This is a genomic window from Mesorhizobium sp. C399B, assembly GCF_030323185.1.
GTDB lineage: Bacteria > Pseudomonadota > Alphaproteobacteria > Rhizobiales > Rhizobiaceae > Mesorhizobium.
The window spans coordinates 3,062,482-3,075,751 of sequence record NZ_CP100472.1 but is presented as its reverse complement, the minus strand read 5'-3'; the positions used below and the strand labels follow the sequence as shown (position 1 = coordinate 3,075,751).

The 13,270-nt window shown below is 64.0% G+C and carries 17 protein-coding genes; 7 read left to right on the top strand and 10 right to left on the bottom strand.

Annotation, left to right across the window (positions count from 1 at the left end):
• The first annotated feature begins 109 nt into the window (after positions 1 to 109).
• The 3 genes from ccmB to NLY36_RS14705 all read left to right on the top strand — a co-directional run bounded on the left by ccmB (position 110) and on the right by NLY36_RS14705 (position 1,667).
• Positions 110 to 775: a heme exporter protein CcmB gene (ccmB, locus tag NLY36_RS14715; RefSeq protein WP_023824364.1), complete on the top strand. Its 666-nt coding sequence runs from the start codon at positions 110 to 112 to the stop codon at positions 773 to 775.
• A gap of 122 nt (positions 776 to 897) precedes the next feature.
• Positions 898 to 1,089, top strand: coding sequence for a heme exporter protein CcmD (gene ccmD / locus NLY36_RS14710; RefSeq protein WP_023736754.1), 192 nt, complete (start codon positions 898 to 900; stop codon positions 1,087 to 1,089).
• The gene (locus tag NLY36_RS14705) at positions 1,086 to 1,667 is read left to right on the top strand and encodes a DsbE family thiol:disulfide interchange protein (RefSeq protein ID WP_023736755.1); all 582 of its coding nucleotides are present in this window, start codon (positions 1,086 to 1,088) and stop codon (positions 1,665 to 1,667) included. The genes ccmD and NLY36_RS14705 overlap by 4 nt, the downstream gene beginning before the upstream one ends.
• A 185-nt stretch (positions 1,668 to 1,852) precedes the next feature.
• On the opposite strand, the gene NLY36_RS14700 is transcribed toward NLY36_RS14705, so the two are convergent.
• A complete protein-coding gene (locus NLY36_RS14700) occupies positions 1,853 to 2,020 on the bottom strand; it encodes a hypothetical protein (RefSeq protein ID WP_023671737.1) in 168 nt (55 codons plus the stop codon).
• A 286-nt stretch (positions 2,021 to 2,306) separates the two neighbouring features.
• Here NLY36_RS14700 and NLY36_RS14695 point away from each other — a divergent pair, with 286 nt between their 5' ends.
• Positions 2,307 to 3,227 carry an SMP-30/gluconolactonase/LRE family protein gene (locus NLY36_RS14695; protein ID WP_023736756.1) on the top strand — a complete coding sequence of 307 codons (921 nt, stop codon included), beginning with the start codon at positions 2,307 to 2,309 and terminating at the stop codon, positions 3,225 to 3,227.
• A gap of 162 nt (positions 3,228 to 3,389) precedes the next feature.
• Positions 3,390 to 3,596, top strand: coding sequence for a tautomerase family protein (locus tag NLY36_RS14690; protein WP_023683852.1), 207 nt, complete (start codon positions 3,390 to 3,392; stop codon positions 3,594 to 3,596).
• A gap of 83 nt (positions 3,597 to 3,679) precedes the next feature.
• Here NLY36_RS14690 and NLY36_RS14685 read toward each other — a convergent pair whose 3' ends face one another.
• From NLY36_RS14685 to NLY36_RS14645, 9 genes are all read right to left on the bottom strand, one after another.
• Complete coding sequence (locus NLY36_RS14685) at positions 3,680 to 4,228, bottom strand: NADPH-dependent FMN reductase (protein ID WP_023736757.1); 549 nt, start codon at positions 4,226 to 4,228, stop codon at positions 3,680 to 3,682.
• 59 nt (positions 4,229 to 4,287) lie between these two features.
• Positions 4,288 to 4,908, bottom strand: a complete 621-nt coding sequence (locus tag NLY36_RS14680; RefSeq protein WP_023736758.1) for a pyridoxamine 5'-phosphate oxidase family protein — start codon at positions 4,906 to 4,908, stop codon at positions 4,288 to 4,290.
• Positions 4,909 to 4,975: 67 nt separating this feature from the next.
• Positions 4,976 to 5,647, bottom strand: coding sequence for a septation protein A (locus NLY36_RS14675; RefSeq protein WP_023726033.1), 672 nt, complete (start codon positions 5,645 to 5,647; stop codon positions 4,976 to 4,978).
• Between the two features lie 61 nt (positions 5,648 to 5,708).
• Positions 5,709 to 7,166 (bottom strand): signal recognition particle-docking protein FtsY, encoded by a 1,458-nt coding sequence (gene ftsY, locus NLY36_RS14670; protein WP_023736759.1) that lies wholly within the window; start codon positions 7,164 to 7,166, stop codon positions 5,709 to 5,711.
• Positions 7,167 to 7,390: 224 nt separating this feature from the next.
• Complete coding sequence (locus NLY36_RS14665) at positions 7,391 to 7,693, bottom strand: hypothetical protein (RefSeq protein WP_286462186.1); 303 nt, start codon at positions 7,691 to 7,693, stop codon at positions 7,391 to 7,393.
• A 12-nt stretch (positions 7,694 to 7,705) separates the two neighbouring features.
• Positions 7,706 to 9,025, bottom strand: coding sequence for a tRNA (N(6)-L-threonylcarbamoyladenosine(37)-C(2))-methylthiotransferase MtaB (gene mtaB / locus NLY36_RS14660; protein WP_023698871.1), 1,320 nt, complete (start codon positions 9,023 to 9,025; stop codon positions 7,706 to 7,708).
• Positions 9,025 to 9,909 carry a diaminopimelate epimerase gene (gene dapF / locus NLY36_RS14655; protein ID WP_023736762.1) on the bottom strand — a complete coding sequence of 295 codons (885 nt, stop codon included), beginning with the start codon at positions 9,907 to 9,909 and terminating at the stop codon, positions 9,025 to 9,027. The genes mtaB and dapF overlap by 1 nt, the downstream gene beginning before the upstream one ends.
• A 73-nt stretch (positions 9,910 to 9,982) precedes the next feature.
• On the bottom strand, positions 9,983 to 10,144 hold the full coding sequence (locus NLY36_RS14650) for a DUF1328 family protein (RefSeq protein WP_023671746.1): 162 nt from the start codon (positions 10,142 to 10,144) through the stop codon (positions 9,983 to 9,985).
• Between the two features lie 98 nt (positions 10,145 to 10,242).
• The gene (locus NLY36_RS14645; RefSeq protein ID WP_245260310.1) at positions 10,243 to 10,866 is read right to left on the bottom strand and encodes a hypothetical protein; all 624 of its coding nucleotides are present in this window, start codon (positions 10,864 to 10,866) and stop codon (positions 10,243 to 10,245) included.
• A 377-nt stretch (positions 10,867 to 11,243) separates the two neighbouring features.
• Here NLY36_RS14645 and NLY36_RS14640 point away from each other — a divergent pair, with 377 nt between their 5' ends.
• Positions 11,244 to 11,783 carry a protease inhibitor Inh/omp19 family protein gene (locus NLY36_RS14640; protein WP_023687689.1) on the top strand — a complete coding sequence of 180 codons (540 nt, stop codon included), beginning with the start codon at positions 11,244 to 11,246 and terminating at the stop codon, positions 11,781 to 11,783.
• Positions 11,784 to 11,967: 184 nt separating this feature from the next.
• Entirely contained in the window at positions 11,968 to 13,152 is a 1,185-nt protein-coding gene (zapE, locus tag NLY36_RS14635) for a cell division protein ZapE (protein ID WP_023699243.1), read from the top strand.
• Positions 13,153 to 13,270: the final 118 nt, after the last annotated feature.

Sequence of the window (13,270 nt, the reverse complement as noted above, 5' to 3'; positions counted from 1 at the left end):
AACTGCCAATCTCCCCCCTTGCGGGGGAGATGTCCGGGAGGACAGAGGGGGGTGTGAAGGAACGCCACCTGCGGCAAGATGGCGATCAAACCGCAGGCGCGGCTCGCCAATGCTAGCCCTCTTCCTGCGCGACGTCCGTCTCTCAATCCGTGCCGGGGGCGGGGCGCTCACCGGCGTCATCTTCTTCCTCGCCGTCATCGCCACCATCCCCTTCGGTGTCGGACCGGACCTGAAGCTGCTCGCCCGCATCGGTCCGGCGATCCTTTGGATCGGCGCTCTGCTCGCCTGCCTGCTCGGCCTCGACCGGCTGTTTCAGGCCGATCGCGAAGACGGTTCGCTCGATCTTCTGGTGCTGGGCAATGACCGCCACATGCTGGCGCTGACGGTGCTGGTGAAGTGCCTGGCGCACTGGATGGGCAGCGTTCTGCCGCTGGTGGTTGCGGCACCTCTGCTCGGCCTGTTCATGAACATGGAGCCGCTCAGCATCGGCGCCACCGCGCTCACGCTGCTGGTCGGCACGCCGGCCATCACTTTCATCGGCGCGGTCGGGGCGGCGGTGGCGGTGGCGCTGCCGCGCGGCGGGCTGCTGATCTCGGTGCTGGTGTTGCCGCTGACCATCCCGGTGCTGATCTTCGGGGTGTCGGCGAGCTACGGCGCGGTGGCCGACCCTGATCCGTTCCTGCAGCCCTTCCTCATTCTTGCCGCGCTGACGCTGTTTCTTGCCGTGCTGGGTCCGGTGGCGGCAGCACTGGCGCTGCGGCATGGAACGGATTGATATGACCGCTGCGGCGCGACGATCAATTGCGAAGCCCCAGCCGCAAAGCTAAGAAAGCCGCAAAGCCATGGGAAGGCCATGATCGAGCACGACGAAGTGACGGTGGAAGGGGAGCGAAGCGCATGAGTGCACACGCACTCTATGTCGCGGCCGCCTATGGCATCACGGTGATCGTGCTGGCCGGGCTGATCGGCTGGATCCTGCTCGACCAGCGGACCCGCAAGCGCGAACTGGCAGACCTCGAAGCGGCCGGCGTGCGGCGTCGCTCGGACAAAGCCGGTACTCGGGCCAGCACTGGGGCCAGCAAGCCATGAGCACGGAAATCGAAACGCCGGCGTCGCCGCGCCGCCGCCTGATCGTGCTGTTGCCGCTGCTGGTTTTTCTCGGCCTCGCCGGATTGTTCCTGTCGCAGCTTTTGTCGGGACGCGATGAGGCGGCAGTGCCGTCGGCGCTGATCGGCCTGCCGGCGCCGCAGACCAACCTGCCGGCGCTGGAAGGGTCAAACCTGCCCGGGCTGGATTCGAAAGCCTTCGCCGGCAAGGTAACGCTGGTCAACGTCTTTGCATCGTGGTGCGCGCCGTGCCGGGAAGAGCATCCGGTGCTCTTGCAGCTGTCGCAGGACAAGCGCTTCGTCATGGCCGCGCTAAACTACAAGGACCAAGCGCAAAACGCGCGCCGGTTCCTTGGTGATCTCGGCAATCCGTTCCAGGCGATAGGTGTCGACGAGGCCGGCCGCACGGCCATCGACTGGGGCGTCTACGGCGTGCCGGAAACCTTCGTCATCGGCAAGGACGGCAAGATTGCCTACAAGCATGTCGGGCCGCTGACAGGGGAGTCCGCGAGGGATGTTCTGTTGCCGCAGATTGAAAAGGCGCTCGCGGCACCGGGCTGACGTTGGCGCCATGCCCCCTCATCGGGCCGCTACGCGCCCCCTCCTCCCCGTGGGGGAGAAGAGGGAAGCATCGGCACAGGCTAGCTCCTCTCCCCGGGGGGAGAGGTCGGATTGCCCGAATTGCTCATGCAATTCGGTTTGGCAATCCGGGTGAGGGGGCGGTGCCCCGCTGAGGTCTGAAATGCTCAGCCGTAGATCTGCCTGTGGACCTGGTAGAGCATTTCCGAGCGGTCGGCGCGCAGGTCGGCCAGATCGCGGCTCGTCAGGTTTTCGATTTCCGCGACGAGGCGGTTATAGTGGCGGCGCTTGGCCATCGAGGTGCGCGCGCGGGAGAAGAGGTTGTCAAAAGCCATAGCAAGGGTCCTTTCGTGCCGCATATCAGCGGTGAATTTGTTCCTCCCTTGGTCGTTCGCACCATGACATAGGAATGGTGCGATGCAAAAAGAAGATGTTGCAATGCACCATTGCACAGGGCGCATAGCGGGTTAATACAGCGCTACAGCACCATAAACGGCCGGACAGGCTGGCGGGCCATGCCGGCCGGGCACCTTTTGTCTTACAAATTGCGCCTGCGCCACCTTGCCATCGCGCCCGCAGGCTGGCTTGATCCGCGCGTCACGTGATGCCCGGAGGAAATGCATGGCGACCGCAGACTATTACGAAATTCTGGATCCGCGTTTCGCGCGGCTGTTCAACGGGAACGCCCAGGTGGAAAAGCTGTTTACCGGATGTCAGTGGGCGGAAGGGCCGGCCTGGTTCGCCGCCGGCCGCTATGTCGTCTGGTCCGACATCCCCAACAACCGCATGCTGCGCTATGACGAGACCGACGGCAATGTCAGCGTCTTCCGTCAGCCCTCCGGCAATTCCAACGGCAACACCGTCGACCGCCAGGGCCGACTGGTGACGTGCGAGCATTCCGGCCGCCGCGTCAGCCGCACCGAGCATGACGGTTCCGTCACCACCATCGCGGCCGAATGGAAAGGCAAGCGGCTGAATTCGCCCAATGACGCGGTCGTGAAATCCGACGGCTCGATCTGGTTCACCGATCCGAGCTATGGCATCGACACCGACTATGAGGGCGACAAGGCCGAAAGCGAGATCGGCGCTTGCAATGTCTACCGGGTCGATGCGGATACGGGCGAGGTCGAGGCCGTCATCACCGACATGGTCCGGCCGAACGGGCTTGCCTTTTCACTGGATGAAAGCCAGCTCTATGTCGTCGACACCGGCCGCACCCATGGCGCGCAGAACCCCGCGCATATGCGGGTCTTCAACGTCGGCAAGCACGGCAAGAAGGTCTCGGGCGGGAAGGTGTTCGCTGACTGCACGGCCGGCCTATTCGACGGCTTCCGGCTCGACGAGGCCGGCCGCATCTGGACCAGTGCCGCCGACGGCATCCATTGCTACGATCCCGACGGCACGCTGATCGGCAAGGTCAAGGTGCCGGAAGTGACCGCCAATTGCGTGTTCGGCGGCAACAAGCTGAACTGCCTCTACATCGCCGGCACCACGTCGCTCTACATGGTGCGGCTGATGGTGAACGGGGCGAAGACGTATTGAGGCTGCTGGAAACGCTTCTCTGGCGGCCCTTGATGGCGTTTCTGCGCATGTCCGCGGCGCCTGTTGCGCGGCGGCCGCCGGAACGACCGACAAGCGATTCGCCGGAGCGGATTTCGGAGCCGCGGCGCGGCGCTATCAGACACAATTCAAGGGGAGGACATCATGCCATTCGTCAACATCCGCATCGTCAAGGAAGTGATCGCCGCTGATCCCGCTGGCAAGAAGGCCGACATTGCCAAAAAGGTCACGGCGGCCATCATGGACGCCACCGGGCTTAGCAATGACGACGTCTGGGTGGTGTTCGAAGAGGTCAACGCGCGCGACTGGTATGTCGGTGTGACCGATGTCGAGACGTTGCGGAAGGGGTAGCACAGCGGCACGTTGGGGTGCGCCGCCCCCTTTCGTTCGTCATCCTAGGGTCTGCGCCGCGTCGCTTCGCTCCTTGCTCCGCCCTAGGATGACGAGGCAACGTTTGCGCGTATAAAACTCGCGAAAACCTGCACCGCTTCGCGCATGGCCCGCAGGTTCTCGTCCTCTCCCAGGATCGCTTCTATCTCCGGCGGTTTCTTGCCGAGCAGGGCAATCTCCAGAACCGCATTCTCACAAAGCGCGAACGACATGGTGCGCATGATCTCGGCCAGCGCGGCGCGGGCATAGAGCGAGCGCGCGGAGGCGTGGGCCAGCATGGCGGGCTTGCCGACGGCGGCGTCGCGCGAGACCAGCCAGTCGAGCGCGTTTTTCATGCCGCCGGGCACGCCATGGGCATATTCGGGGCAGGAGACGATGATGCCGTCGACGCTGGTGACGACCTCGATCAGCCGCATGGCCTCGGCCGGTGTGCGCTCGCCTTCGTCATCCGGGTTGAAGATCGGCAGCAGGCCGAGCCCGTCATACACAGTTACGCGGCAATTCGAAGGCGCGTTCGCGGACAGCGCCACCAGCAGCGCCGAATTGGTCGAGGCGGCGCGCAGGCTGCCGGAGATGGCGAGGAGTTCGATCAAGGGCAAACAGGGCTAGCGAAAACCGGCAAAGGACCGCAATGGCGAATCGTACCCGAAATCTACCACAGGGTCTTGCTGTAGGCTTCGTCCAGCGAGCGGTCGAAATCGTCGGCAGTTTCGGCATGCGCCATCTGATCGGACAGGATCTGACCGAGCGTCGGCAACGTCGCGCGGTCGTGCCAGCTGTCCGGCTTCCACAATTCGGAGCACATGAAGGCCTTGGCGCAGTGCATGTAAGCGGCCTTGACGCTCACCACGACGACGCTTTGCGGTTGCTTGCCGTCGACGGTGAGGCGCTCGCGCAAACCGGCATCGACGGTTATGCGGGCGTCGCCATTGATGCGCAGCGTCTCGTTCATGCCGGGGATAAGAAAAAGCAGCCCGACCGAAGGGTTGAGCAGGATGTTTTCCAGCGTATCCAGCCGGTTGTTGCCGGGCCGGTCGGGAATGGCGATGGTCTTGTCGTCAAGGACAAGGGCGAAGCCGGGCCTGTCGCCTTTCGGCGTCACGTCGGCATTGCCTGCGCCGTCGGAAGAACCGATCAGCACGAAAGGGCTCTTGCCGATGAAAGAGCGGTAGTGGCCGTCGAGCGCCCTGAGTTCCTTGCGCATCGAGGTGTCGGTCGGCCGCGGCGTCTTGTAGATCGTCCTCAGTTCATCGCGCGTGGTAACGAATTCCATGGCCGTCTCCGTTTATTCGGGCGCAATTCCGGACGGAAAACCGCTTCACACTTTTCCTGGAATTGCTCTACTTGCCGGCTTCTTCCACCTTCTCGGTCTTATCCTCGATCGAATGGTGCAGGATCAGCGGCATCTGGCTGAAGGTGAACAACAGGGTGATCGGCATGATGCCCCAGACCTTGAAGGTAACCCAGAAGTCGGTGGAAAAATTCCGCCACACCACTTCATTGGCAAGAGCCAGGAACAGGAAGAACAGGCCCCAGCGGAAAGTCAGCTTGCGCCAGCCTTCGGCATCGAGGCGAAAGGCCGAATCGAAGACATAGCCGAGCAGCGATCGGCCGAAATACAGACCGCCGAGCAGCACGCCGCCGAACAGGGTGTTGACGATGGTCGGCTTCATCTTGATGAACACGTCGTCCTGCAGATAGAGCGTCAGCGCGCCGAAGATGAAGACGACGACGCCCGAGACCATCGGCATGATCGGCAAGGTGCGCAGCAGCAGCCAGGAGGCGATCAGCGCGATCGCCGTCGCCGCCATGAAAAGGCCGGTGGCGACGAAGATCGGCCCGCCGAATTCGGCCAGGACAGGAAATTTCTGCACCAGCCAGGCGCCGCGTGCATTGGCGAAGAAGAACACCATCAGCGGCCCGAGTTCCAGCACCAGCTTGAGCAGCGGATTGACGCTTTCTTTCTTCTTTCGCGGATCGGACGGGTCGCGTTCGAGGATGGGTGAGTTCATGACTTCCTTCTGACGCATGATCTTGTCCAAAAAGCCGTCAGCTCTTCGGGATCATTGCCTGTTACGCTACGCCGGCGATCGCCCTGGCGAATTCGCCGGCCGAGAATGGTTCGAGGTCGTCGACCTGTTCGCCGACGCCGATGAAGTAGACCGGCAGTTTGTGCTTTGCCGCGATCGCGACCAGAATACCGCCGCGCGCCGTGCCGTCCAGCTTGGTCATCACCAGGCCGTTGACGCCGGCGACATTGCGGAAGATCTCGACCTGATTGAGCGCATTCTGGCCGGTGGTGGCGTCGACCGTCTGCAGCACGGTATGCGGCGCTTCCGGATCGAGCTTGCCCAGCACGCGCACGATCTTTTCCAGCTCCGCCATCAGTTCGGTCTTGTTTTGCAGCCGGCCGGCGGTGTCGATGATCAGCACGTCGGAGCCGGCCTCCTTGGCGCGTTCGAAAGCGTCGTAGGCGAGGCCGGCGGCATCCGCGCCTATCTTCGAGGCGATGACCGGCGACTTCGTCCTCTCGCCCCAGATCTTCAGCTGCTCGATGGCTGCAGCGCGAAAGGTATCGCCGGCGGCCAGCATCACCGACAGGCCACCATCGGTAAGTTTGGCGGCGAGCTTGCCGATGGTCGTGGTCTTGCCGGTGCCGTTGACGCCGACCACCAGAATGACATGCGGCTTGTGCGACAGGTCGAGCTCCAGCGGCATGGCGACATGGGCCAGCACCTTCTCCACCTCGGCCGCCATGATGGTGCGGACATCCGCGTCGGAGACATCCTTGCCATAGCGGCTGGCGGCGAGCGCATCGGTGACGCGCAAGGCTGTTTCCATGCCGAGATCGGCGCGGATCAGCACGTCTTCGAGGTCCTGTAGCGTCTCTTCGTCGAGCTTTCGCTTGGTGAAGACGCCGGCAATGTTGCCGGTGAGTTCTTTCGAGGAGCGGGCAAGCCCGTCGCGCATGCGCTGGAACCAGGAGCGTCGCGGCGCCGGTTCGGGCGCCTTTTGCGGCTCGGCTTTCTGCTCGACCTTTTTGGTGACGGTGACTTTGCCGGGAGCTGGTTTTGACTGTGGCGAAGGTTGCGCGGCCGGCGCGGGCGCTAGCTCGGCAACGATGGTCTTGGCTTCGACCGGCGCGGGTACAGCTTCAACCGACGTGCGCTTTACCTCCCCCTTGATGGGGGAGGTCCCAAGCGAAGCTTGGGGGTGAGGGTGATTTGCGCTGGCGTCGGCGCCATCACCCCACCCCGCCGCTTCGCGTCGACCCTCCCCATCGAGGGGAGGGTGGGGCGCCTCGTCCTTCTCCCCGTGGCTATACGGGGAGAAGGTGCCGGCAGGCGGATGAGGGGCGGCGCTGACCTCTGAGGTAGGCTGTGCGGGCGGCGCGGACGGTTGCGGCACTTCGATCGGGGCGGCCGGTTCTGCTGGAGTATCGGCAGGCGTCGGCACTTCGACGGGAGCCGGCTCCAGCTGCGGTTCCGGACGCGATGGTTCGATCTCCGGCTCGGCCGGCGCCGGCGGCACTTCTTGGGGCTGCGGCTCGGGAGCCGGCTCCGGAACGGCTGGCGGCGCAGGAACTTCTTCCGGTGCAGGCGGCTCGGGTATCTCCGGCTCAGGCTGCGGTTCTTCTACCGGCGCGGGCTCCGGCAACGGTTCCGGCTCGGATGGGACGACCGGTTCCGGCGCGGGCGGGATGGTCGGCGCGGGTTCGGGCTTCGGTTCTTCTGGCGCCGACTGCGGCGCAGGCTTTACCTCCCCTCGATGGGGGAGGTCCCAAGCGAAGCTTGGGGGTGGGGGTGAGTGGCGCCGGCGTCGGCGCTCTCACCCCTCCCCGCCACTTCGTGGCGACCCTCCCCATCGAGGGGAGGGTGGGGCGTCGGCGGCTCGGGCTCCTCGCGCTTCAAGAACTCCGGAACGACCTGCTCGGCCGCCGGCTTCAGCGCCTCAAGCGCATCCCATTTGATCGGCGGCAGGGGAGCGGTTTCGTCGATGCGCTCCTCGACGACTTCCTTCTTGCCGAACGAAAATATGTTCTTGAAAAAACCGGCCATGCTTCAATCGTCTCAGGCGGCGCGGGCAGTGAGGGGCGAGGCTATCAGGCGCGCGCCGTCATGGCCGGTGATATCTGCCTCGACGATCTCGCCCGGCGCGCCGGTGCCTAGCGCGGCAAGCGTGAACCCTTCGGTGCGGCCAAGGCCGTCCCGCTCGACCAGGATCGACTGGCGCGTTCCCGGGAGTGACGACAAATGGCGGCGATACGCAGTCTCACCAGCGGCGCGCAGCTGGGCCGCGCGCTGCTTGACCAGTTCGCGGCGGACCTGCGGCATGCGCGCGGCGGGCGTGCCTTCGCGCGGCGAAAACGGGAAGACATGCAGGTGCGTCAGCCCACATTCCTCGACGATCTTTATCGAATTCTGAAACATTTCCTCGGTCTCGGTCGGGAAGCCGGCGATGATGTCGGCGCCGAAGACGATTTCGGGGCGCAGCTTGCGCACATCCTCGCAGAAGCGGATCGACTGGTCGCGCAAATGCCTGCGCTTCATGCGCTTCAGGATCATGTCGTCACCCGATTGCAGCGACAGATGCAGATGCGGCATCAGCCTGGGTTCGGTGGCGATGGCGTCGAGCAGATCATCATCCGCCTCAATCGAATCGATTGAGGACAGCCGCAGCCGCTTCACGTCGGGCACCTGCTTCAGGATGGTCTTCACCAGCTTTCCCAGCTTGGGCGCACCCGGCAGGTCGGCGCCGAAGCTGGTCATGTCGACGCCGGTCAGCACGATCTCGGCATAGCCGTTGCCGGCCAGACGCTTGACCTGCTCGACCACGGCGCCCATCGGCACCGACCGTGAATTGCCGCGCCCATATGGGATGATGCAGAAGGTGCAGCGGTGGTCGCAGCCGTTCTGCACCTGCACGAAAGCGCGCGCCCGGCCCTCGATGGCGTCGACCATATGGCCGGCGGTCTCGCGCACCGAGAAAATGTCGTTGACGCGCGCCTTCTCGCTGTCGTTGACGCCGAAATCCGGCAGCGCGCGGTAGGAGTTGGCCTTCAGCTTCTCTTCGTTGCCAAGCACGAGGTCGACCTCGTCCATGGCGGCAAAATTCTGCGGTTCGGTTTGCGCGGCGCAGCCGGTGACGATGATGCGCGCCGCCGGATTTTCGCGGCGGGCCTTTCTGATCGACTGCCTGGCCTGGCGCACCGCTTCGGCGGTGACGGCGCAGGTGTTGAAGATAATGGCGCCGCCTTTGAGCGCGCCGAGGCCGGCACTTTCGGCCTCGCGGCGCATCACTTGGGATTCATAGGTGTTGAGACGGCAGCCAAAGGTGACGACGTCTATGCCTTGGGAGTTGGGGCCCTTGGTATCGGCAAGTGCAGACATCAGGCCGCGCTTTTGGTGTCGCGGGCCCAGGTGCCGGTCGACGGATCGAAATTGCCGGAAAACTCCCATTCGGCAGCGCCGGTCAGGATGACGTGGTCGTCGTCGCGCCATTCCACATGCAGCGAGCCGCCGCCGGGCGTCATCAGCGTAACGCTGCGGCCGGTGCGCCGGGTGCGGGCAGCGGCGACGACGGAAGCGCAAGCGGCCGAGCCGCAAGCCTTGGTCAGGCCGGCGCCGCGCTCCCAGGTGCGGATGATCATCGTCTCCGGCGACGTTACCTGGGCGATGGTGATGTTGGCGCGCTCGGGGAAGATCGGATGGTTTTCGAGCAGCGGGCCGAAACGCTCGAGTTCGTAGGACCAGACATCGTTGTCGACCCAGAAGATAGCGTGAGGGTTGCCCATCGAGAGAGCCGAAGGCGAATGCAGCACCGGCGCGTCGATGGGGCCGATCTGCAACTCGATCATGCGGGTGTCGCGGAATTCCTCGGCCAGCGGAATGTCCTGCCAGCCAAAGCGCGGAGTGCCCATGTCGACCGAGATGGTGCCGTCGGCATGTTCGACGGCGTTGAGGATGCCGGCGCGGGTCTCGAAGGTGAAAGTCTTCTGGCCGGTTTCGGCGGCCAGCGCCTGGACGACACAGCGCATGCCGTTGCCGCAGGCCTGCGCGCCCGAGCCGTCGGAATTCAAGATGTCGATGTAAAAGGCGGTGCCCGGCGTGCGCGAATCGTGGATCGCCATGATCTGGTCGAACCTGGTCGCCGCATCGGCGTTCAGCGCGACAGCCGACGCCGCCGTGACCCTATCGGCACGGCCACGCATGTCGGCGACGATGATTTCGTTGCCGATGCCGTTCATCTTGGCGAAGGGGGCAGTGCCTGCCATGATCTGAGGTAATTCCTGTACGTTTCGCCGCTATATGGCGGAAACGGGCGGGAATTACCAGTGTGGGCTGCGTCTAGGTTACCGCGAAAACGCCGAGTACGATCAGCAGGAAGATGACGAGAACGATGCCGATCAGCAGGCGCGCGCCGGTGGCGGCGGCACCGGCCAGCGCCGGCATGCCGAGCAGGCTGGCGGCGGCAGCAACGATCAGAAGAATGATGATCCATTTGATCATGGACAATGCCTCGCAAATTGACTGGCCTGCAGCCGGCTTAAGAACGCATCTGCGGCGCTCTGGTTCCGTTGCCGCGAGGCTCTTTCCGACTGGGCGCGCTATTCGGCAATCTCGAAGTCGGTCGTGAAAGGCGCCGTCTTTGGCGAGTTCTCGTCGTGCATTAGGAAATCCGCGCGGTATTTGCCCGGGGGAACGCCATCCAGGGAGACGTTTAATTTGAAGAACATCTCTCGGTTATGCGAGCGCGAGGCGAGCTGGACCCGACCAAGCTTTTCGACGGCTCCCAGCTTCTCGCCCGACTGGGAAAGCACGGTAAGGTCAACGTAAAGCGCGATCTGGTTGTTGCCGAGCCCATCCGAGCCGTAGCCGTAACCGACCGGCTCCATATAAAGCACAATCTCTTCGCCCGGCTTGTAGACATGGTTCGGGCGCTCGGCGTAGGCGCCGAACCCGCTGGCCGACATGATATGCTTCACATTTTGCACGCCAAGCGGCATCGCTTGCCACAGAGCGTCCTCGGCGCTGCGGAATTTGTCCAGCGCGCCGGCGCCATCACCCGCCTGCAGTGCCTTTTCGGCTTCAGCGGCGCGATCGGTGATTTCACCCGCGAAAGCGGCCGGCGTCGAAATTACCAGCGCGATCAAAACTGCCAAGATTGATTTCATCTGTTCCCCCTGTTGCGATAGACCATCGGCTAAAATGGCAGTGCCGTAAACGGCCAAATGCAGACTCCAGCCGCGCTCGATCTCGGGAACGTCCCAAACCTCGCCCGGACGCAAGGCGCGAAACCGCTCACGCGCCAGGCCTTGCGCCTCAAGCGCTTCAGTCAGTTTTGCGCCGGCAGTTGCGCTCGACCGCCGATGCGCCGACCTGCTGCGGGCTCCGGTGCCGCTTTCGCAACCAATGTACCGGTTGGAACCGCGCTAGAGCGAAGACATGCCTTTTGTCCGCCAGCCATTTTGCGACAAATTTACAACAATTCGTGGTGCAAACCCTATTTTAACCATATCGGGTTGAAATTTCGCCACCTTCTCCATCTTGGTGAGGGGTGAGATTGTGCGGACGGCTTCCCCCCCAGCCGGATCCGACGGAGGTTTGAATGATTTTTTCGAGAAGCGGGCTGATGGCCGTATCGCTGGCAGCGCTCGTTGCGAGCGGCTGTTCGACCTCGCGTTTTTCATCGATGGATGACCAGCAGCCCGCCCCGCTGCAGCCCGCGCCCGCCGGCACGGTGAGCGGAAGCCAACTGCCGCCCCCGGCAGCGCCGGGCACCACCGACCCATCGCAATTCCCGACCGCGCCGGCAGGCGCGCAGGTCGCCTCGCTGCCGCCGGACGGATCGGCGCCGGCCGGAGCCTCCGACCTTACCGCTGCGAGCGTTGCCGGCGTCTGGAACGCCAGCGTGTCCGGACAGAGCTGCAAGGTGGCGACGCCGCAGACCAAATTCGGCGCCGGCTTCCGCGCCGGGCCGCTGCATTGCCCGCCGCCCATCGACGGCATCAAATCGTGGAACGTCGCCGGCAAGCAGCTGACGCTCTATGACGAGAATGGCGGCACGCTGGCGCGGCTCTATTCCTCGGGCGGTTCGAAATTCGACGGCCAGACTACCAACGGCTTGCCGATATCGCTTACAAGGTAGGCAGGGTATGCTGATATTCAGGTGAGGCCGGCCTGCGAACGGCGGCTTCCTGCGCTTCCGGTGCGTACTTAAGTACGCTCCGCTCCGGTTCTCAGGAGCCACCATTCTCGGCTCGGCCTGACCTGAACCGCAACACACCCTGATCTTTCCTGGAGCAATCCGCTCAAAGTAAGTGACGTGACCGATGCATCTGCGTGACGGCCTCCAGACCCATGCGACCGTCAGGCAGCGCTACGACCATCTGGTCGCAACCGGCGCCATCGAGCGCGATCCTGCGCAGGAGCGCATCGCCGCCGCGCTCGACCGGCTGACCGACGAGATCTCGGTCAAGCGGCTGGCGCACAAGTCGAGCGCGCTCGGCTGGCTGTTTGCCCGCAAGCGCGAGACGCGCGAGGTCGTCAAGGGCCTCTACATTCATGGCGGCGTCGGTCGCGGCAAGACCATGCTGATGGATATGTTCTTCGAGCTGTTGCCGGTCAGGCGCAAGCGCCGCGTTCATTTCAACGACTTCATGGCCGATGTGCAGGACCGCATCCAGAAGCACCGGCAGGCGCGCAAGAACGGCGACGTCAAGGAGGACGACCCGATCCCGCCGGTCGCGCTTCAGCTTGCCGAACAGGCCTGGGTGCTGTGCTTCGATGAGTTTTCGGTCACCGACATTGCCGATGCGATGGTCCTGTCGCGGCTGTTTTCGGCGCTGTTCGCCAATGGCGTGGTTCTGGTCGCCACCTCGAATGTCGCGCCGCAGGACCTTTATCGCGACGGGCTGAACCGCCAGCTTTTCCTGCCCTTCATCAGCATTCTCGAGCGCCACGCCCATGTGCTGACGCTTGATGCCGACAAGGACTACAGGCTGGAAAAGCTCGCCCGCACGCCGGTTTATGTCACCCCGGCGGATGCCGAAGCCGACCGTGTGCTCGACGAGGCCTGGCAGGCGATGACGCGTGGAGCGCTGACGGCCGAGACCTCGCTGACGCTCAAGGGGCGGCAAGTGAGGATACCGGCTGCCGCCGGGGATGCAGCGCGGTTTTCCTTCGCCGACCTCTGCGAAAAGCCGCTCGGCGCACGCGATTTCCTGGCCATTGCCGGCCGCTTCTCGACCGTCTTCATCGATCACGTGCCGGTGCTGGGCGAAGGCAAGCGCAACGAGGCCAAGCGCTTCATCCTCCTGATAGACACGCTCTACGATCATCACACGCGGCTGGTGGTGAGCGCTGAGGCTCCCCCGCCTGAGCTTTACACGGCCAGGCGCGGCGTCGAGGTGTTCGAATTCGAACGCACCGCCTCGCGGCTGATCGAGATGCAAAGCCGCGACTGGCTGGAGGACTGGGCGGAACGGCAGAAGGACAACGCGGAAGCGCAGGTCTGAGGGTTCCAAGAGGTCATTATGTAGTGATCCTTCGCCCCCCTCTGTCCTGCCGGAGATCTCCCCCACACGGGGGGAGATTGGCGGTTTCGGCGCTCCGCTCATTCCTGCGGCCATTGGA